We start from the raw sequence: 16,008 nt of genomic DNA, 5'->3' as shown, positions 1-16,008 counted from the left end.
ATACTACCTAAGCGTCTGGTTGAAAAGAAAGGACAGCTGGCCAAATACCATTCCTTTAATATTTTGTGAACAGAAGCAGAGGAGAAGCTATGGTTTCTATTTTAACTATGATAAAATATGGAGATGCAAAAAATGCGTAAATGAAAAGAGAGTTAGGTGAATAGCGTGGAAAACCGCTTTAAACAATATAACATTCCAGCTTATGCCCTCAAGCTGCTGGATAAAAAACGAATTCAAAAACCAACGGATATTCAGGAACGGCTGATTCCGTCTGCCATTAATGGAAAAGATGTTATTGGCCAGTCACAGACGGGGTCTGGAAAGACACTAGCGTACCTGCTCCCGATTTTGAGCAGGATCGACACCTCCAAAGCGGAATTACAGGCAGTCATTACAGCGCCTACACGTGAGCTTGCCGGCCAGATCTTCGGGGTGCTGAAGGAACTTATAGATGAAGACGAAACTTCTTCGGTACGTGCCAAGCAGGTGTCCGGAGGCACGGAACGCTCAAGGGTAATGGAGCAGCTCCGTAATCCGCCTCACATTATTGTAGCAACACCGGGCCGGTTGAAAGATATGGTAGGAGAAAATGTTATCAATGTGCATACAGCCACCATGCTCGTCATTGATGAAGCCGACCAGATGCTTGACATGGGCTTTCTGGAAGAGATTGACCCGGTGGCCGGTAAAATGGCGGACAATCTGCAGATGATGGTATTTTCTGCTACGGTTCCGGAAAGCCTGCAGCCCTTTCTGCGCAAATATATGAATAATCCGAAGCATGTACACGTCAAGCCGGAGCATGCGACACCGAAGGAGATGACTCATTACGGCATCGCCCTTAGGCACCGCAGCCGGCTCGATGTGACGATGGAGCTTGTGGACCGGCTGCAGCCGTTTCTAGCCATTATATTTGCGAGCACGAAGGACGAAGCCGATGAACTGGCTGGAGAGATGTTTAAAAAGCAATACCCGGTAGAAGTGCTGCACGGCGGGCTGCCTTCACGGCAGCGCAAGCAGGTCATGAAACGGATTCAAAATCTCGAAGTCCAGTACCTGGTAGCTACCGACCTTGCTGCCCGGGGCATGGATATTCCCGGAATTTCGCATATTATTAACTACAGTCTGCCGAAAGAGCTGGAATACTTTATCCACCGGACGGGTCGCGCTGGACGGGCGGGGCTGACAGGAGAATCGTATACTCTGATGGGGGAAGAAGACCGGAAAGCTGTGCTTTCCCTTCAGAAGCAGGGTATTCGTTTTACGTTTATGGACTTTCGTAAAGGCGCCTGGACTGAACTATCCAAGCCGCTGTTTGCGACCAAGCAGACGAAGCGAAAGCCTGCGCCTGCGTCAGATGCCATGCCGGTAAAAAAACCGAAGAAAGTGAAGCCGGGATATAAGAAAAAAGCAATGGCGGACCAAACAACATCCCGCCGCCGTAAACGAAAATAATAACCGAGGTGATGACTGTGCTTTTAGGCTCACATGTATCTATGAACGGAAAAAAAATGCTTCTTGGTTCGAGCGAAGAAGCGGCTTCGTATGGAGCGACAGCGATGATGATCTACACAGGAGCGCCGCAGAACACCAGGCGCAAACCTATCGAAGAATTAAATATCGAAAACGGGCATGCGCATATGAAAGAAAATGGCATCCAAGAGGTTGTGGTTCACGCACCGTATATTATTAATATCGGCAACACCACCAAGCCGGAAACGTTTCAGTTGGGCGTCGATTTTTTGCGCAATGAAATTAGCAGAGCCGAATCACTCGGGGCAAAGCAGATCGTACTTCATCCGGGTGCGCATGTCGGAGCTGGCACAGAGGCGGGAATTAAAAAAATCATTGAAGGATTAAATGAAGTCATATATCCGGATCAGAAGGTTCAAATCGCGCTTGAAACAATGGCTGGAAAAGGGTCGGAATGCGGAAGAAGCTTTGAGGAGCTTTCAGAGATTATCAGCGGAGTAACCCACAATGATAAATTGAGCGTCTGCTTTGATACATGCCACACCCACGACGCGGGCTACGATATCACAGGAGACCTTGACGGCGTCCTGGAAGCGTTCGATCATTATGTCGGCCTGGACCGACTGAAGGTGCTTCATATTAACGACAGTAAAAACGAGCGCGGAGCAGGCAAAGACCGCCATGAAAATATCGGTTATGGGTATATTGGCTACAATACGCTGGCGGAAATTGTGCACCACGAGGCATTTGCATCTGTGCCGAAAATATTAGAAACACCTTATGTAGGCACAGATAAGAAAAACAAACAACCACCGTATAAGCATGAAATTGCTATGCTCAGACAAAAAGAATGGAAGGCGAACTGGCGGGATGAACTCATGCCAGCAGAGGTATAAATGCCTGGTACAGGGGTGTAAATTACATCTGGGTTTCTGAGGAATCAAAACGGAGCAAAGAGATAGGCCTCTCCCATAACAAGCACGCCCTGCGCATTCATGAATGTGCAGGGCGTGGTTTTATTCGTTATTCATGTCCAGAAACCTCGATGCCCACTCAAATAAGACGAGCTGGCTGTTAATGGAAGGCTCTCCAGAGGAAGGCTCGACGTAATAATAACGGCCGCTGCTGTCCTGCTCCCGTGCTTTGACATTATCCTGCAGAATCAGCTGTAAAATGGAGTTGAGCCGTTTCTTTAAAATAGCTTCATAAACTGGAAACATAATTTCGATCCGTTTTTCCATATTGCGTGTCATCCAGTCAGCCGAGGACAAGTAATAATAGTCGCTGCCGCTGTGGGCAAAATAAAAAATGCGGGTATGCTCGAGAAACCGGCCGACAATGCTTCGGACGGTGATATTTTCGCTTACTCCGGGGATACCCGGTTTTAGGCAGCAAATACCGCGCACGATAAGTTCGATGCGAACGCCGGCCCTGGAAGCTTCATACAGTTTAATGATGAGGTCCTTGTCTGTTAAAGAGTTCATCTTCGCGATAATCCGTCCGTTCCCATCCCGCTGGTGACATTCAATTTCCCGCTGGATCAATTGGAGCAGCTCATCACGGATCCCGTCCGGAGAAGTGCTGATCTCATTCCAGGAAGGCTGCTGGGAAAACCCGCTTAAGTGATTAAAAAAGTTAGTAGCATCCTCACCGAAGGACGGGCGGGTGGTAATCATGCCCATGTCGGTGTATACCTTGGCGGTGGAATCGTTATAATTCCCGGTGCCGAGGTGCACATACCGTTTAATGCCGGCCGCTGTTTTTTTAACGATCAGCACAATTTTACTGTGAGTTTTGAGCGACGTGATCCCATAAATGACATGGACCCCGGATTTTTCGAGGGTCTTCGCCCACTGGATGTTATTTTCTTCGTCAAAGCGTGCTTTCAGCTCTACAAGTACCGTGACCTGCTTGCCCTGCTCTGCAGCTCTTGCCAGCGCAGCAATAATAGGAGAGTCCCCGCTGACACGGTAAAGAGTCTGTTTAATGGCAAGTACATCGGGGTCATCGGCAGATTTGGAAATAAAATCAATCACCGGCTGGAACGATTCGTATGGATGATGCAATAAAATATCCCGTTCGTCGGAAGCGTTGAACACGTCGGAGTCGGCAATTAAATCTTCAGGCGGCTGAGGGATAAGCGTTTCGTACGAAAGGTGCTCCCAGGCCTCTCCTAGTTCATCGCAGAGCGGAAACAAAAAGGTTAAATCGATCGGGCCCTTCAGCGTATATACATCGTCCGTATGAATCTCAAGAGCCTCGAGCAGAAAGGAAAGAATATATTCGTCCATCATGCCTTGCTGGCATTCGAGGCGAACGGCAGCGCCCCATTTGCGCTTTTTTAATTCCTTTTCAATTTCCCTGAGCAAATCGCGGGCGCCTTCTTCGTGGATCGTTAAATCCGCGTTGCGGGTAATCCGGAACGGAGAAGCACTTACCACGGAAAACCCCCTGAAAAGCATGTGTATAAATTCGGCAAGCACCTGCTCAAGCAGTATATACTCCCGGCTGCCGTTGGCTGATGGAAGTGCGAGGAAGCGCGGGAGCACGCCGGGGACCTGTACGATGGCGATGCTTTCCTTTTCTCCACTATCCTCTTTTTGCAGCCGTACAGCCAGGTTTAATGACTTGTTCAGCAGCATCGGAAACGGACGGTAGGCATCGACGGCCATTGGTGTCAGCACCGGCATAATATTGGACATGAAGTATTCCTGAATATATTCATACTGGCCGCTGTTTAATTCGAGCGTTGAAAGAAAACGGATATTTTCCGAGGCTAACAGCGGTACAGCTGTTTCTGTAAAAAAGTGATCCTGCAGTCGTACGAGCTCTGAATTTTTTTTAGTGATTTCGGAGAGCTGCTGCTTAGGCGTGAGCCCGGCTTTATTTTCAGGCTTATTAAATCCTGCTTTCACCTGGTCTTTTAAACCCGCGACCCGGACCATGAAAAACTCGTCCAGGTTGGAGCTGAAAATACCTAAAAACTTCAGGCGCTCAAGGAGCGGATTGGTTTCATCAAGCGCTTCTTCAAGCACCCGTTCATTAAAAGCAAGCCAGCTGATTTCGCGGTTGTTATAATATGCTGGATTATTGAGGTCAATATATGACTGTGTCGTTTCGGTCATAGTAGAATCCGCCTTTCTTTACACCCTGTTCACTTCTGGGCCAATTGTATCAATGAAATGTTAAGTGCATGTAAAGGTCCACGAAAAAAGCATCGTTCAGCTTGAAAAAGCAGAAACGGGGGACTGTTCATGGAAATGAAGCACCACGTCCCGGCTGATCATTTTCTCCAGGTGTTTTTTGTACTTATCTGCTTTGGCTTCTTCAAAAGCAGAATGCATCCCCTCGCGGCAATAAATGTGGAAGTGGAGTTCTTTGCCTTCTTTGTCAATGCCGAGCCCTGAAACGATATTGCGGCGCGTGCGATTGAGCGAATAAGAGAACTTTAAGATGCTTCCGAGAAATTCGAGCCGTTTTAGGCTGTTTTTCTGAAGGTAGGGACGAAACGGCTTTGCAAACTCTTTAAACATTGATTTTGATTTAAAGGATGATACAAGGGACATGGCTATGCGCTCTTCATGCATGATGCCATCGATGGAACGGTTGGTTAAAATGTAAAAAGTATGCTGGCTGCTCGCCTCGGAGCTGATGTACTCTCCGATATACAGCACCTGGGCGGCCCGGTTCAGCAGGCGATGATTATCTTCATGCAAATAGGATTTTGGAATATAAGGCTCGAGGCTATTGTACATAGAAGAAGCAATGTTACCGACTTCATCCACATAGTCTGGATTAATCTCAAATTCGCGATTCAGCTGGTAGAAGCTTTCTTCTATTACGTCCGGAAAATGAGGATATGTTTTGTCCCGAAGCAGCTCTTCAAACAGCAGACCATCACGAAGACCCTTATTGCTGATTAAATAGGAGGGGGCATCGATATGATTGTAAAGCTGGGAAATGATCCGGACTGCCGGGATAATAACGTCCGCCCGGTCCTTGGAAAGACCCTCGATGTTTTCCCGTTCCGATAAGCTTGATTTTTCAAGAAGGTCCATGGTTTCAGCAATATCGCGACCGCTCATGGAATACTGATGCAAACCGGCCAGGGGATAATTGATGGAAGCCTGGTGGACGAGCACCATGTTACGGGAACTGCCGCCGATACCGACAACCGGAAGATTTTCACCCTCCTTTTTTAACCAGGGCACCTTCTGGAACTGTTTTTCAATCCATTTATTCATTTGCTTTAAGTTACTTGAGGTAATTTTATCATCATTTGGAAGGAATTTCTGTTTTAAGGTGAGAGCGCCAAAAGGAAAGCTGTGAGTGCGTACAAGTTCCCTGTTTTTGAACATGGTCACTTCTGTACTTCCACCACCAATATCAATCGTAATACCTTCAGATAGACTGGTGGAATTCACGACTGCCAGATAGCCGTAAGAGGCTTCTTCCTCGCCGGAGAGCACGCGGATAGGAAAATCAATGCGTTCTTCAATGTATTGCAGAATTTCTTCACGGTTGGACGCACCACGTACAGCTGCGGTGGCCACGGCATGAATGGTTTGAACATCGTGAAAACGAAGAACTTCTTCAAACTGCTGCAGCGTATGCAGCAGAATATCTCTCCCTTCAGCAGTGAGCGCATCCTGATCATCAATATGGTTACTTAGGCGGGCGACGGTTTTTAAATTATGAAGTTCGCGGTAGCCCCGTTTTTCATCCACTTCATTAATTACAAGACGAATGGAATTGGAGCCAATATCGATAACGGCGACTTTTTCTTTCGCTTGAAACATATGCATCATTCCTTAGAATTGGATTTGATTTCGTTGCCTGCTTTTCTATTAACTATCATACAAAGAAAAACCATGAATTGTATATATGATTAAGCAAAGAAGATTTACAGAACCAAAAAGGTTTTGTATACTTTTCCTAGCAATAAATCGTAACCATTCTTAATTGTTTTTTTTGGAAAAAAGGAGGCTTCCTGATGGAAGATTCAACGAATACGCTGCTTGAAGTGAATCACCTGTCCTTTCGCTACGAGTCAGAACTCGTGCTCGATGACATCAATATGAATATAAACCACGGAGATTTTGTCGGCCTGGTTGGGCCGAACGGTTCAGGGAAATCCACGCTTGTACGGATTCTGTTAGGCCTGCATAAGCAATATAGAGGAGAAGTCCGCTGGTTTGGAACTCCGGCCCGCCATTTTCATCAATGGCCGAAGATTGGCTACGTATCGCAAAAAGCAAATCGTTTTAATGCCGGCTTCCCGGTAACTGTATATGAGGTCGTTGCGATGGGACTGTATGGTAAAAAAGGGTTGCTCCGGTTTTTGAACCGCAAAGACAAGCAGCGGATTCACGAAGCTCTCGAACAGGTGGATATGCTTGGCTATAAAAAGAAAAATATGGGCCGGCTTTCCGGAGGACAGCAGCAGCGGGTATTTATTGCGCGCGCGCTTGTAAGCGACCCTGAGGTGCTGATTCTGGACGAACCGACCGTGGGGGTGGATGCTGCCTCGGCTCAGTCATTCTATGAAAGACTGAGCTACTGGAACAGAGAGAAGGGCATTACTCTTATTCTTGTCACCCATGATGTAGGAGCGATGACCAAGTATGTAACAAAAGTGGCCTGCCTGAATCAGCAGCTTCATTTTCACGGAACGACGAGGGAGTTTGAAGAAAGTGATCTTGCCGGCACTTACGGGCACGATGTGCATATTATCCACCATGAGCATGATCACCACGCGGGAGGAGCCTAATGGTTTTTCTGGAATTTGATTTTCTAAGATATGCGCTGATCATCGGCCTTATGCTTGGAGTGGTTGCTCCGGCTGCCGGTGTCTTTGTGGTGGTAAGAAAGACACCGATGATTGCCGATGCCATGTCGCACACGGCATTAACCGGCATTGCCTTTCACCTTTGGCTTGCTTCTTTCTGGGTTTGGCTCAGCGAATGGAATCCTCTTTACACTGGCATTTTGTTTACTTTTATTGTCTCCTTCATCATTGAATACCTGCGCCGGCGGTTTAAAACATTTCAGGAGCTTTCAATACCAGTAGTAATGGCTTCGGCCATTGGGCTTGGAGTTGTTTTTATTTCTTTGGCAGACGGTTTTAACAACGATCTTTTTAACTTTTTATTTGGAAGTATTCTCACGGTGAACGTCACAGACACAATGGTAATAGGCATCATTTCCGCTGTGTCGCTGCTGCTGTTTCTGCTGTTTTACAAAGAATTATTGTTTTTGGCTTTTGATGAGGAGCAGGCTGATGCAAACGGAATTCCAGTTCAGAGAGTAAATTTATTATTTGCCGGCATCGTGGCTGTCGTAGTTGCTTCTTCCATATCTATTTTAGGAGTACTGCTTGTTTCTGCCTTAATTACACTGCCGGCCGCAGCAGCGCTCCGTGTCGCCTCCAACTTTAAAAGCATGTTCCTGTATGCCATAGTGTTTGGAGAAGCGGCTGTTCTGGCTGGATTTTTTGTTTCTTATTATTATGACCTCAGCTCCGGCGGTACAATAGCAGTCATTTCATTTGCAATATGGACAATTGTGGTGCTGGCAGAAAAAGTGGCTGGGCGAATACGGCAGAGACCGTGGGAAACGGCCAAATGGACGGACAAAGCAAATCAATAGCACAAAAAAGTGCTCATTGTGTAAAATAAAGAATAGAGAGTGACGGCTATGTTTGATATTAATTTTGTGGAACGAAGCATTATAGCAGCGGTGTTAATTGGACTGACGGCACCTTTGATCGGTTCATTTTTAGTTGTGCGCCGCTCTTCGCTGATAGCAGATTCTCTCGCTCACGTCACCCTTACCGGAGTGACAGCCGGAGTGCTCGCCGGTAATCTTCAGGCTTTTTGGGAAATTAATCCTTTGTATACCGGTTTTTTATTTGCGTTTGCCGGGTCGCTGATTATCGAACGTGTACGTCATACCTACGGAGGATTTCAGGAGCTTGCCGCTCCGATTCTAATGGCAGCGGCGGTAGGGCTCAGCGCCCTGTTTATGTCCATATCTGCGGATGGGGTGACGGAGTGGTATGGCTACCTGTTTGGCAGTGTCGTTTCAGTGCAGATGGAAGACCTTTGGTTTATTGGGGTGATGACAGTTGTTGCTTTAGGGCTGCTTGCAGCGTTTGGGAGAGAGTTAATGTTTCTTTCTTTTGATGAAGAAATGGCGGCATCTGCTGGAATTCCGGTTAAAATATTCAATGTGCTGCTTGCTGTGCTGCTTGCAATTGTCATATCGGCATCCATGCAGGTTGTCGGCGTGCTGCTCGCAGGGGCTTTAATTACGCTTCCGGCAGCGGCTGCAATGCAGTGGGCCACTGGCTTTAAACGAATGCTTCTGATAGCTGTTATAATCGGGGAGATCTCTGTGGCAGCCGGGGCGGCCGGTTCCATCTTTTTTGGGGTTGCTTCCGGCGGCGGTACGGTGGTAACAGCTGCTTTTATACTTTTAGCCACTTTAATTCTTAGAGCATGGATTAACTGGAAAAGAAACAGGAGGCTTAAATATGAACGTCACCAAAGCGCTTAACATTATGAAAGAACAAGGGTTTAAATATACTGCGAAGCGCGAAGAACTGCTTCAGCTCTTTTCTGATGAAAAGCGCTACCTGACAGCGAAAGAGGTACTGCAGTCCCTGCAAAAAAATTACCCTGGAATGAGCGTGGATACTGTCTACCGAAACCTGGCCATATTTGAAGAAATGGATATTCTTGAAATGACCGAACTTGAAGGCGAAATGCATTTTCGTTTCTCCTGCTCAACGACGGCTCACCATCATCATCTTATCTGTCTTGAATGTGGAAAAACCAGAGAAATTGAAACGTGCCCGATGGACTGGCTGAATGAAAACGTCGACGGCGGTTTTGAAGTGACCGGTCATAAATTCGAGATTTACGGCCTGTGCGCTGAGTGCAAACGAGCAAAACAAAGAGAAGCAGCACCGGCATAAACTCTGGAGCTGCGATGATAACAATAAAAGCAAAAAAGAGGTCCACCCGCAACGGGTGGACCTCTTTTGCATGGGAAGCTTAATTCGTCAGTTCCTTTTCTTTAGCTTCGCGTTCTTTTTCTGCCTCTTTAGCGTAGTGCTCTTCAGCAATTTTATCAACTTCAATTTTCAGTTCTTCCACCATGGTTTCTTCCGGAACCTTCCGGATGATTTCCCCGTGGCGGAAAAGAAGACCTTCGCCTTTTGCACCGGCAATACCGATATCGGCTTCTCTTGCCTCACCAGGGCCATTAACTGCGCAGCCGAGCACTGCTACTTTAATTGGGGCTTTAATTGTGGAGATATACTCTTCGACATCGTTAGCAATACTAATCAGGTCAATTTCGATACGTCCGCAGGTAGGGCAGGAAATAAGTGTAGCGGCGTTCGACGCAAGGCCGAACGTTTTCAGAAGTTCGCGGCCTACTTTTACTTCCTCCACCGGATCGGCACTGAGAGAAATACGCAGTGTACTTCCGATGCCTTTACTTAGAATAGCGCCAAGGCCGGCCGAACTTTTAACCGTACCGGCGAACTGGGTGCCTGATTCAGTGATGCCCAAATGAAGCGGATAGCTGAAGGCCTGAGCTGCTTTTTCATAAGCTTCAATAGCAAGGTGCACGTCCGAAGCTTTCATTGAAACGATGATATCGTAAAAGCCGAGCTCTTCGAGAATGGAAATGTGGTAGAGAGCACTTTCAACCATTCCGTCTGCAGTTGGATACCCGTATTTATCAAGAATTCGTTTTTCGAGGGAGCCAGCGTTCACACCGATACGGATCGGAATGCCTTTAGCTTTGGCTGCTTCAACAACCTCTTCTACTTTTTCCCGCTTGCCGATGTTGCCGGGATTGATCCGGATTTTATCGGCGCCGCCCTCAATGGCTTTTAAAGCCATATTATAGTCGAAGTGGATATCGACCACGAGCGGAATATTGATACGCTGTTTAATTTTCGGAATTGCTTCAGCATCCTTCATCTGCGGGCATGCGACACGGACAATCTGGCATCCGGCTTCTTCAAGACGGTGGATTTCTGCGACGGTCGCTTCCACATCGTGGGTTTTTGTTGTGGTCATGCTTTGTACTACTACTTCATTGCTGCCACCGATCGTCACATTACCTACTTTGACTGCTCGGGTTTCGCTGCGGTGGGTTATTTGGCTCATGTATCCATTCGCCCCTTTATATTGGTGAATTTATTTCGTGCTTCTTCTAGTGCAACAACAATAGTTGACAGTGGTCTATAACACAACGTAATTGTATCAGTGGGCGTGTGCTCTTGGCAAGCAGTTGCTTCTAACGCAGTGAAATGAAATGCACTGCGCCGGCATTTTGTAAAATGATGAGAAACTAACGAAAGCGTGCGGGTAGTGTAACTTTTTTGCAAAGCTTACGACTATAGATGCGACGAATATAAATATATTGGTCAAAAAAGCATATGATTTGGAAATGAAAGGGCATAAGAAGGAGAGCTGATTATAATGAAGTGGTGGCAACAGACATTAGCAGCCGGGGTAGTTACGTTAGGGGCTCTCGGGGTAAGCCAGCAGGTGTCAGCGGACGCAGCGGCAGGAGATGTAACAGTGACACTCGGCCAGGACCTTTCCTCGGAACAAAGAAGTTCTCTGCTCGAAGAGATGGAGGTAACCGAAGGGGAAGTCCCGGTGGTTGAAGTTACAAATGAAGAAGAGTATCAGTATCTTGGGGATTATTTAAGCAGTTCCGAAATTGGCTCGCGGGCGTTATCTTCTGCAAAGATTACTGCGGCTGAAGACGGTGAAGGCATTGATATTGAAACGAACAAAATAGATACTGTTACAGAAGGGATGTATGCCAACGCGCTTGCAACAGCAGGAGTAGAGGATGCAGAGGTTTACGTAACAGCCCCGTTTAATGTATCCGGCACGGCCGCGCTGACAGGAATTTTAAAAGCCTACGAACAGCAGAACAATGTCAGCATATCTGAGGATCAAAAACAGGTGGCAAATGAAGAGATTGCCAAAACATCTGAGCTTGGCGAAGACATCGGCAAAGAAGAAGCCACAACCCTGATCACAGAAATCAAGCAGGAGATTAATAACACTGAGATTAATAATACGGAAGACATCCGGATTATCGTACAGAATGTTTCCAGTGATATGAACATTGAGCTGAGCGAACAGCAGCAAGATGAGCTTGTTTCTTTATTCGACCGGATGCAGAACTTAAATATTGATTGGTCACAGATGGAAAACCAGCTGAATAAGGCTACCGAAAATATTGACAGCTTTATGAACAGCGAGGACACGCAGAACTTCCTTTCACGCATCGTCGCTTTCCTCGAACAGATGCTTGATTCCGTCCAGGGATGGTTCAACAGCGATTCCGGGGAATCGGCATAATATTGGATAAAAAAGAAGAGGCCGCTAGGGTCTCTTTTTTTATGGAAAGAAGACGCTTTCAGCTGACAACTGGCAGACGGAAGAGTTACAATATATGTGAAACGATACTGGCTGCTTACGCGTATATATGATTATTAAGCGCTTATGAAACGAATAGAGTAGGCAATATAAAAGCTTTGTGGAAGGGAGTATATACGATGGAATGGTTAGCGAACCCGAGTGTAGGATTTATTGTCGTTTTCCTTGGAACGATGTTTTTAATCTCCGAATTTCTTGTTAAGTCCAAAAGCTTATTTTTTATTCTGGGCACAGCCTTTATGGTCTTATTCTTTTCTTATCATCTTGAAGGGGCAGCCGGCATTTGGGTGCTGGTGCTGTATGCAGCGGGGCTTGGTCTGATTCTGCTTGACGGCAAGCTTATCGGAGATGGCACTGTCTCTATTGTAGGACTTCTGCTGATGGGGGTATCTATTGCAGTACCGACTCCTACCATTATTTACGGCGTACTCGTTATTTTCGGATTCCTGGCAGGAGCGATGGCAGCTATGTTTTTCCTGAAGGTTTTTCCGCGCCGGGATCTGTGGTCGAAGCTGATGCTTAAGGATAGTTTAACGAGCGATCTGGGCTACAATTCGATTAACCAGACGTACGGAGGGCTGGTCGGTAAAACGGGGACTACCGTTACTCCTTTCCGTCCGACTGGGACGATTGATATTGAGGGAGAACGTTACAGTGCGACAAGCGGCGATCAGTGGCTGAATGCCAACGAAGAAATTGAGGTAACCTCTGTGGACGGTACACGCATCCGGGTGAAGCGTCTCGATTCCGCAGTAAAAGAACAATAATTTCCATATAATAAAAGGTTGTAGATGAAAAAAGAGGAGGCTTTGGCTTGCTCTTTTTTTACGGCATAAAAACAAAAGTTAAATAACTTTGGAAAAAAGTAATATTTCCTTTACAAACCATTTAAATTACTTTAAAAATAGACTGGGTGCGGCAAAAAACTGCCAAAATTCATAAAGCGACTAAGGAGATGTAGAGTTTGGATATTCAAACGATTTTGTTTACTTTTTTTGGTGGTTTGGGAATATTCCTATTTGGAATTAAATACATGGGGGATGGCCTGCAGAAGATTGCCGGTGACAGGCTTCGGGACCTTCTGGATAAATTCACCTCCAACCCGTTTATGGGCGTGCTGGTCGGTATTATCGTAACTATACTTATTCAATCAAGTTCAGGAACTACAGTACTTACAGTCGGCCTTGTAAGCGCCGGCTTTATGACGCTGCGCCAGGCGATTGGCGTTATTATGGGGGCAAACGTCGGGACAACGGTGACGGCGTTTATTATTGGGATCAAACTCGAAGAATACGCTCTTCCAATTATATTTATTGGTACAGTACTGATCTTTTTCTTTAAAAACAAAAAAATAAACAACATAGGACAAACTTTTTTCGGCTTTGGGGCTCTGTTCTTTGGGCTCTCACTTATGGGGGACGGAGTAGCACCGCTTGAAGAACTGCCGGCGTTTAACGATTTAACGATAAGCATGAGTAATAACCCGCTTTTAGGGTTGCTGGTAGGGGTCATCTTTACCGTCGGGCTGCAGAGCTCTTCGGCGACCATTGGCCTTCTTCAGGAATTGTACACGCAAAATGCAATATCGCTGGAGGCTGCGCTTCCAATACTTTTTGGCGACAATATAGGTACGACTGTTACAGCGGTCATAGCAGCTATCGGCGCTTCCGTGGCAGCAAAGCGTACTGCGTTGACCCACGTCATCTTTAACCTGATCGGTGCAACAATTGTACTCATCTTGCTTGTGCCGTATACAGCATTTATCAGCTACCTGCAGGAAGCTCTTAACTTAAATGAGCCAATGACGATTGCGTTCGCCCACGGAATTTTTAACATTTCAAACATGATTATCCAGCTGCCTTTTGTGGGCGTTTTGGCGTACATCGTTACCAAGCTGGTTCCTGGAAGCGATGAAGAAATTGAATACAAACCGAAACACTTGGATCCGAGCTTTATTTATCAATCCCCGGCGATTGCTTTAGACCAGGCGAAGCTTGAAACGCTCCGAATGGCAGATTACGCTGGAAGAGGTCTTAAGAAAAGCGAAAGCTATCTGGATACGAAAAACAAAAAGGACGCCGAGAAGATTGTTCGGTATGAAGAAGCGATCAATAACCTTGATAAAGACATTACGGAATATTTGATCGGCATTTCCGCCCGGTCTTTGTCTAAAGAAAATTCGCGCAAACACTCTGTCGTAATGGATACTGTCCGCGACATCGAGCGGGTGGGCGACCACATGGAAAACGTCATGGAGCTTGTCGACTATCAGCTGTCCAATAAAGTGACGCTTTCAGAAGAAGCATATAAAGATTTACATGAAATGTTCACGCTGACGATCAGCACATTTACCCGCGCCGTTGAAGCGCTTGAAAAGGATGACTATGAAATTGCCCAGCAGGTGGCAAAACAGGAAGAAGACATCGATAAGATGGAACGGAAGCTGCGTAAAAAACACATTCTCCGTTTGAATGAGGGGCGCTGTTCCGGGTCTGCCGGTATTGTATTTGTCGATATGATCAGTAATCTCGAACGTATCGGCGACCATTCGGTGAATATAGCCGAAACAGTACTAGATGATCGGGAAGTTTCATAAGAAGAGAAGGAGGGAGGACACCTCCTTCTTTTTTGTGGATTGTCCAAAGGGGAATAGGACTATAGAACAAAGTATATCTGTATAAGGAGGAAACTATGGAAATCATCTGGTATTTGCTTGGGTTCGCCTGCTACGTGTTGGCGCTTGTGGCAGTTATTTACCCGATTCTCCCGGGCGGGATATTTCATGCAGCTGCTGCTCTTTTGTTTGCACTCGGGTACGGGTTCACAGACATTGGCATTGCATACTGGATTATCCAGGCAGTGATCGCCGTGCTGTTGTTTGCCATTGATTACGTCGCTAACTATTATGGTATCCAGCGAAGCGGGGGAACGAAGTACGGCATCTGGGGAAGCCTGATCGGCCTGGTCGTCGGGCCGTTTATTATTCCGGTTGCTGGTATTCTGATTGGCGCACTTGCCGGAGCTGTCATCGGAGAATTAATTGGGGGCCAGAAGTCGTGGAAACAGCTTGGTAAAATTGGCGTTGGCTCTGTTGGGGGATTTATCGCAAGTGTTATTGTAAAGGGCGGTATATTGCTAGTGAACGCTATTTATATTATAATAATTCTTGTTTAAAAAGTGCGAAAATCTGTTTGACGCTTTTTAAGGGAAATGATATAGTAATTACTGTCGTAAAAACGGCAGTAACACATTCCGCAGTAGCTCAGTGGTAGAGCAATCGGCTGTTAACCGATTGGTCGCAGGTTCGAATCCTGCCTGCGGAGCCATGGCGGCGTAGCTCAGCTGGCTAGAGCGTACGGTTCATACCCGTGAGGTCGGGGGTTCGATCCCCTCCGCCGCTACCAATACATTTACATAAGCATACGGCGGTTGTGGCGAAGTGGTTAACGCACCGGATTGTGGTTCCGGCATTCGTGGGTTCAATTCCCATCAACCGCCCCATTTTTTTGTCTGGAATACTCTTAGGGACCCTTAGCTCAGTTGGTTAGAGCAGACGGCTCATAACCGTCCGGTCGTAGGTTCGAGTCCTACAGGGTCCACCACTTTAAAAACAGTGGATGAATATTCTCATGGAGGAATACCCAAGTACGGCTGAAGGGGACGGTCTCGAAAACCGTTAGGAGCTTTACGGCTCGCGAGGGTTCGAATCCCTCTTCCTCCGCCATTATTAAACTATGATTGTAAACACAAACGGATTTAATATAGACATCCACTAAACTTTTTCGGCAAAGCCGGGGAAGTTTTTTTGTTTGAAAGCCAGGTTGGCCCGGAAAAGGGACGATCGTGTATGCAGACATTTTTAAGCTTTTGATTTTCTGGTTTTCAGCAAACACTGCCGAATTTTTTATGTTTAAAGAAAAAGCAAAAGGGAATAATCAACCGTGGCAGGCTTTCTAGTTTGAATTAGCCAGAAAGCTGATTTGAAAAATAAGTATTGTTTTGGTAAAGTGAAAGTAGACTAAGTGTAATTTTGTATACTAAATTATTGCATAGTCAC

At 46.3% G+C, this 16,008-nt stretch carries 13 protein-coding genes and 5 tRNA genes; 15 read left to right on the top strand and 3 right to left on the bottom strand.

Annotated features, from left to right (window positions below; all coding sequences use genetic code 11):
- The first annotated feature begins 156 nt into the window (after nt 1-156).
- On the top strand, nt 157-1,455 hold the full coding sequence (locus tag ACTTK6_RS04070; protein ID WP_462832763.1) for a DEAD/DEAH box helicase: 1,299 nt from the start codon (nt 157-159) through the stop codon (nt 1,453-1,455).
- Between the two features lie 11 nt (nt 1,456-1,466).
- Entirely contained in the window at nt 1,467-2,369 is a 903-nt protein-coding gene (locus tag ACTTK6_RS04065) for a deoxyribonuclease IV (RefSeq protein WP_094907959.1), read from the top strand.
- Between the two features lie 120 nt (nt 2,370-2,489).
- On the opposite strand, the gene ACTTK6_RS04060 is transcribed toward ACTTK6_RS04065, so the two are convergent.
- Entirely contained in the window at nt 2,490-4,598 is a 2,109-nt protein-coding gene (locus ACTTK6_RS04060; protein WP_462832762.1) for an RNA degradosome polyphosphate kinase, read from the bottom strand.
- Nucleotides 4,599-4,694: 96 nt separating this feature from the next.
- On the bottom strand, nt 4,695-6,272 hold the full coding sequence (gene ppx, locus ACTTK6_RS04055) for an exopolyphosphatase (RefSeq protein WP_079476833.1): 1,578 nt from the start codon (nt 6,270-6,272) through the stop codon (nt 4,695-4,697).
- Between the two features lie 194 nt (nt 6,273-6,466).
- On the opposite strand from ppx, the gene ACTTK6_RS04050 reads away from it, so the two are divergent.
- Genes ACTTK6_RS04050 through ACTTK6_RS04035 form a run of 4 tightly spaced genes read left to right on the top strand, consistent with a single transcriptional unit; the run spans nt 6,467 to nt 9,451 of the window.
- A complete protein-coding gene (locus ACTTK6_RS04050) occupies nt 6,467-7,243 on the top strand; it encodes a metal ABC transporter ATP-binding protein (protein ID WP_079476832.1) in 777 nt (258 codons plus the stop codon).
- Nucleotides 7,243-8,121: a metal ABC transporter permease gene (locus ACTTK6_RS04045; RefSeq protein WP_462832761.1), complete on the top strand. Its 879-nt coding sequence runs from the start codon at nt 7,243-7,245 to the stop codon at nt 8,119-8,121. The genes ACTTK6_RS04050 and ACTTK6_RS04045 overlap by 1 nt, the downstream gene beginning before the upstream one ends.
- A gap of 48 nt (nt 8,122-8,169) precedes the next feature.
- Nucleotides 8,170-9,030: a metal ABC transporter permease gene (locus ACTTK6_RS04040; RefSeq protein ID WP_079476830.1), complete on the top strand. Its 861-nt coding sequence runs from the start codon at nt 8,170-8,172 to the stop codon at nt 9,028-9,030.
- On the top strand, nt 9,008-9,451 hold the full coding sequence (locus ACTTK6_RS04035; RefSeq protein WP_079476829.1) for a Fur family transcriptional regulator: 444 nt from the start codon (nt 9,008-9,010) through the stop codon (nt 9,449-9,451). The genes ACTTK6_RS04040 and ACTTK6_RS04035 overlap by 23 nt, the downstream gene beginning before the upstream one ends.
- A 79-nt stretch (nt 9,452-9,530) precedes the next feature.
- Here ACTTK6_RS04035 and ispG read toward each other — a convergent pair whose 3' ends face one another.
- Nucleotides 9,531-10,658, bottom strand: coding sequence for a flavodoxin-dependent (E)-4-hydroxy-3-methylbut-2-enyl-diphosphate synthase (gene ispG / locus ACTTK6_RS04030; RefSeq protein ID WP_079476828.1), 1,128 nt, complete (start codon nt 10,656-10,658; stop codon nt 9,531-9,533).
- Nucleotides 10,659-10,973: 315 nt separating this feature from the next.
- On the opposite strand from ispG, the gene ACTTK6_RS04025 reads away from it, so the two are divergent.
- From ACTTK6_RS04025 to ACTTK6_RS03985, 9 genes are all read left to right on the top strand, one after another.
- Nucleotides 10,974-11,873 carry a DUF1002 domain-containing protein gene (locus tag ACTTK6_RS04025; protein ID WP_462832759.1) on the top strand — a complete coding sequence of 300 codons (900 nt, stop codon included), beginning with the start codon at nt 10,974-10,976 and terminating at the stop codon, nt 11,871-11,873.
- A 197-nt stretch (nt 11,874-12,070) separates the two neighbouring features.
- Nucleotides 12,071-12,718, top strand: a complete 648-nt coding sequence (locus ACTTK6_RS04020) for an NfeD family protein (protein ID WP_079476826.1) — start codon at nt 12,071-12,073, stop codon at nt 12,716-12,718.
- Between the two features lie 197 nt (nt 12,719-12,915).
- Nucleotides 12,916-14,547 (top strand): Na/Pi cotransporter family protein, encoded by a 1,632-nt coding sequence (locus ACTTK6_RS04015; protein WP_079476825.1) that lies wholly within the window; start codon nt 12,916-12,918, stop codon nt 14,545-14,547.
- A gap of 95 nt (nt 14,548-14,642) precedes the next feature.
- Nucleotides 14,643-15,125 carry a DUF456 domain-containing protein gene (locus ACTTK6_RS04010; RefSeq protein WP_079476824.1) on the top strand — a complete coding sequence of 161 codons (483 nt, stop codon included), beginning with the start codon at nt 14,643-14,645 and terminating at the stop codon, nt 15,123-15,125.
- A gap of 77 nt (nt 15,126-15,202) precedes the next feature.
- A tRNA-Asn gene (locus tag ACTTK6_RS04005) sits at nt 15,203-15,277 on the top strand.
- A 1-nt stretch (nt 15,278) separates the two neighbouring features.
- Nucleotides 15,279-15,355: transfer RNA gene (locus tag ACTTK6_RS04000), tRNA-Met, on the top strand.
- A gap of 21 nt (nt 15,356-15,376) precedes the next feature.
- A tRNA-His gene (locus tag ACTTK6_RS03995) sits at nt 15,377-15,452 on the top strand.
- A gap of 24 nt (nt 15,453-15,476) precedes the next feature.
- Nucleotides 15,477-15,553 (top strand) — tRNA-Ile (locus ACTTK6_RS03990).
- A 29-nt stretch (nt 15,554-15,582) separates the two neighbouring features.
- Nucleotides 15,583-15,675 (top strand) — tRNA-Ser (locus tag ACTTK6_RS03985).
- Nucleotides 15,676-16,008: the final 333 nt, after the last annotated feature.

The organism is Marinococcus salis (assembly GCF_054971365.1).
Note: the sequence above shows the minus strand (reverse complement) of the source record. Positions and strands in the feature narration are given on the sequence as shown.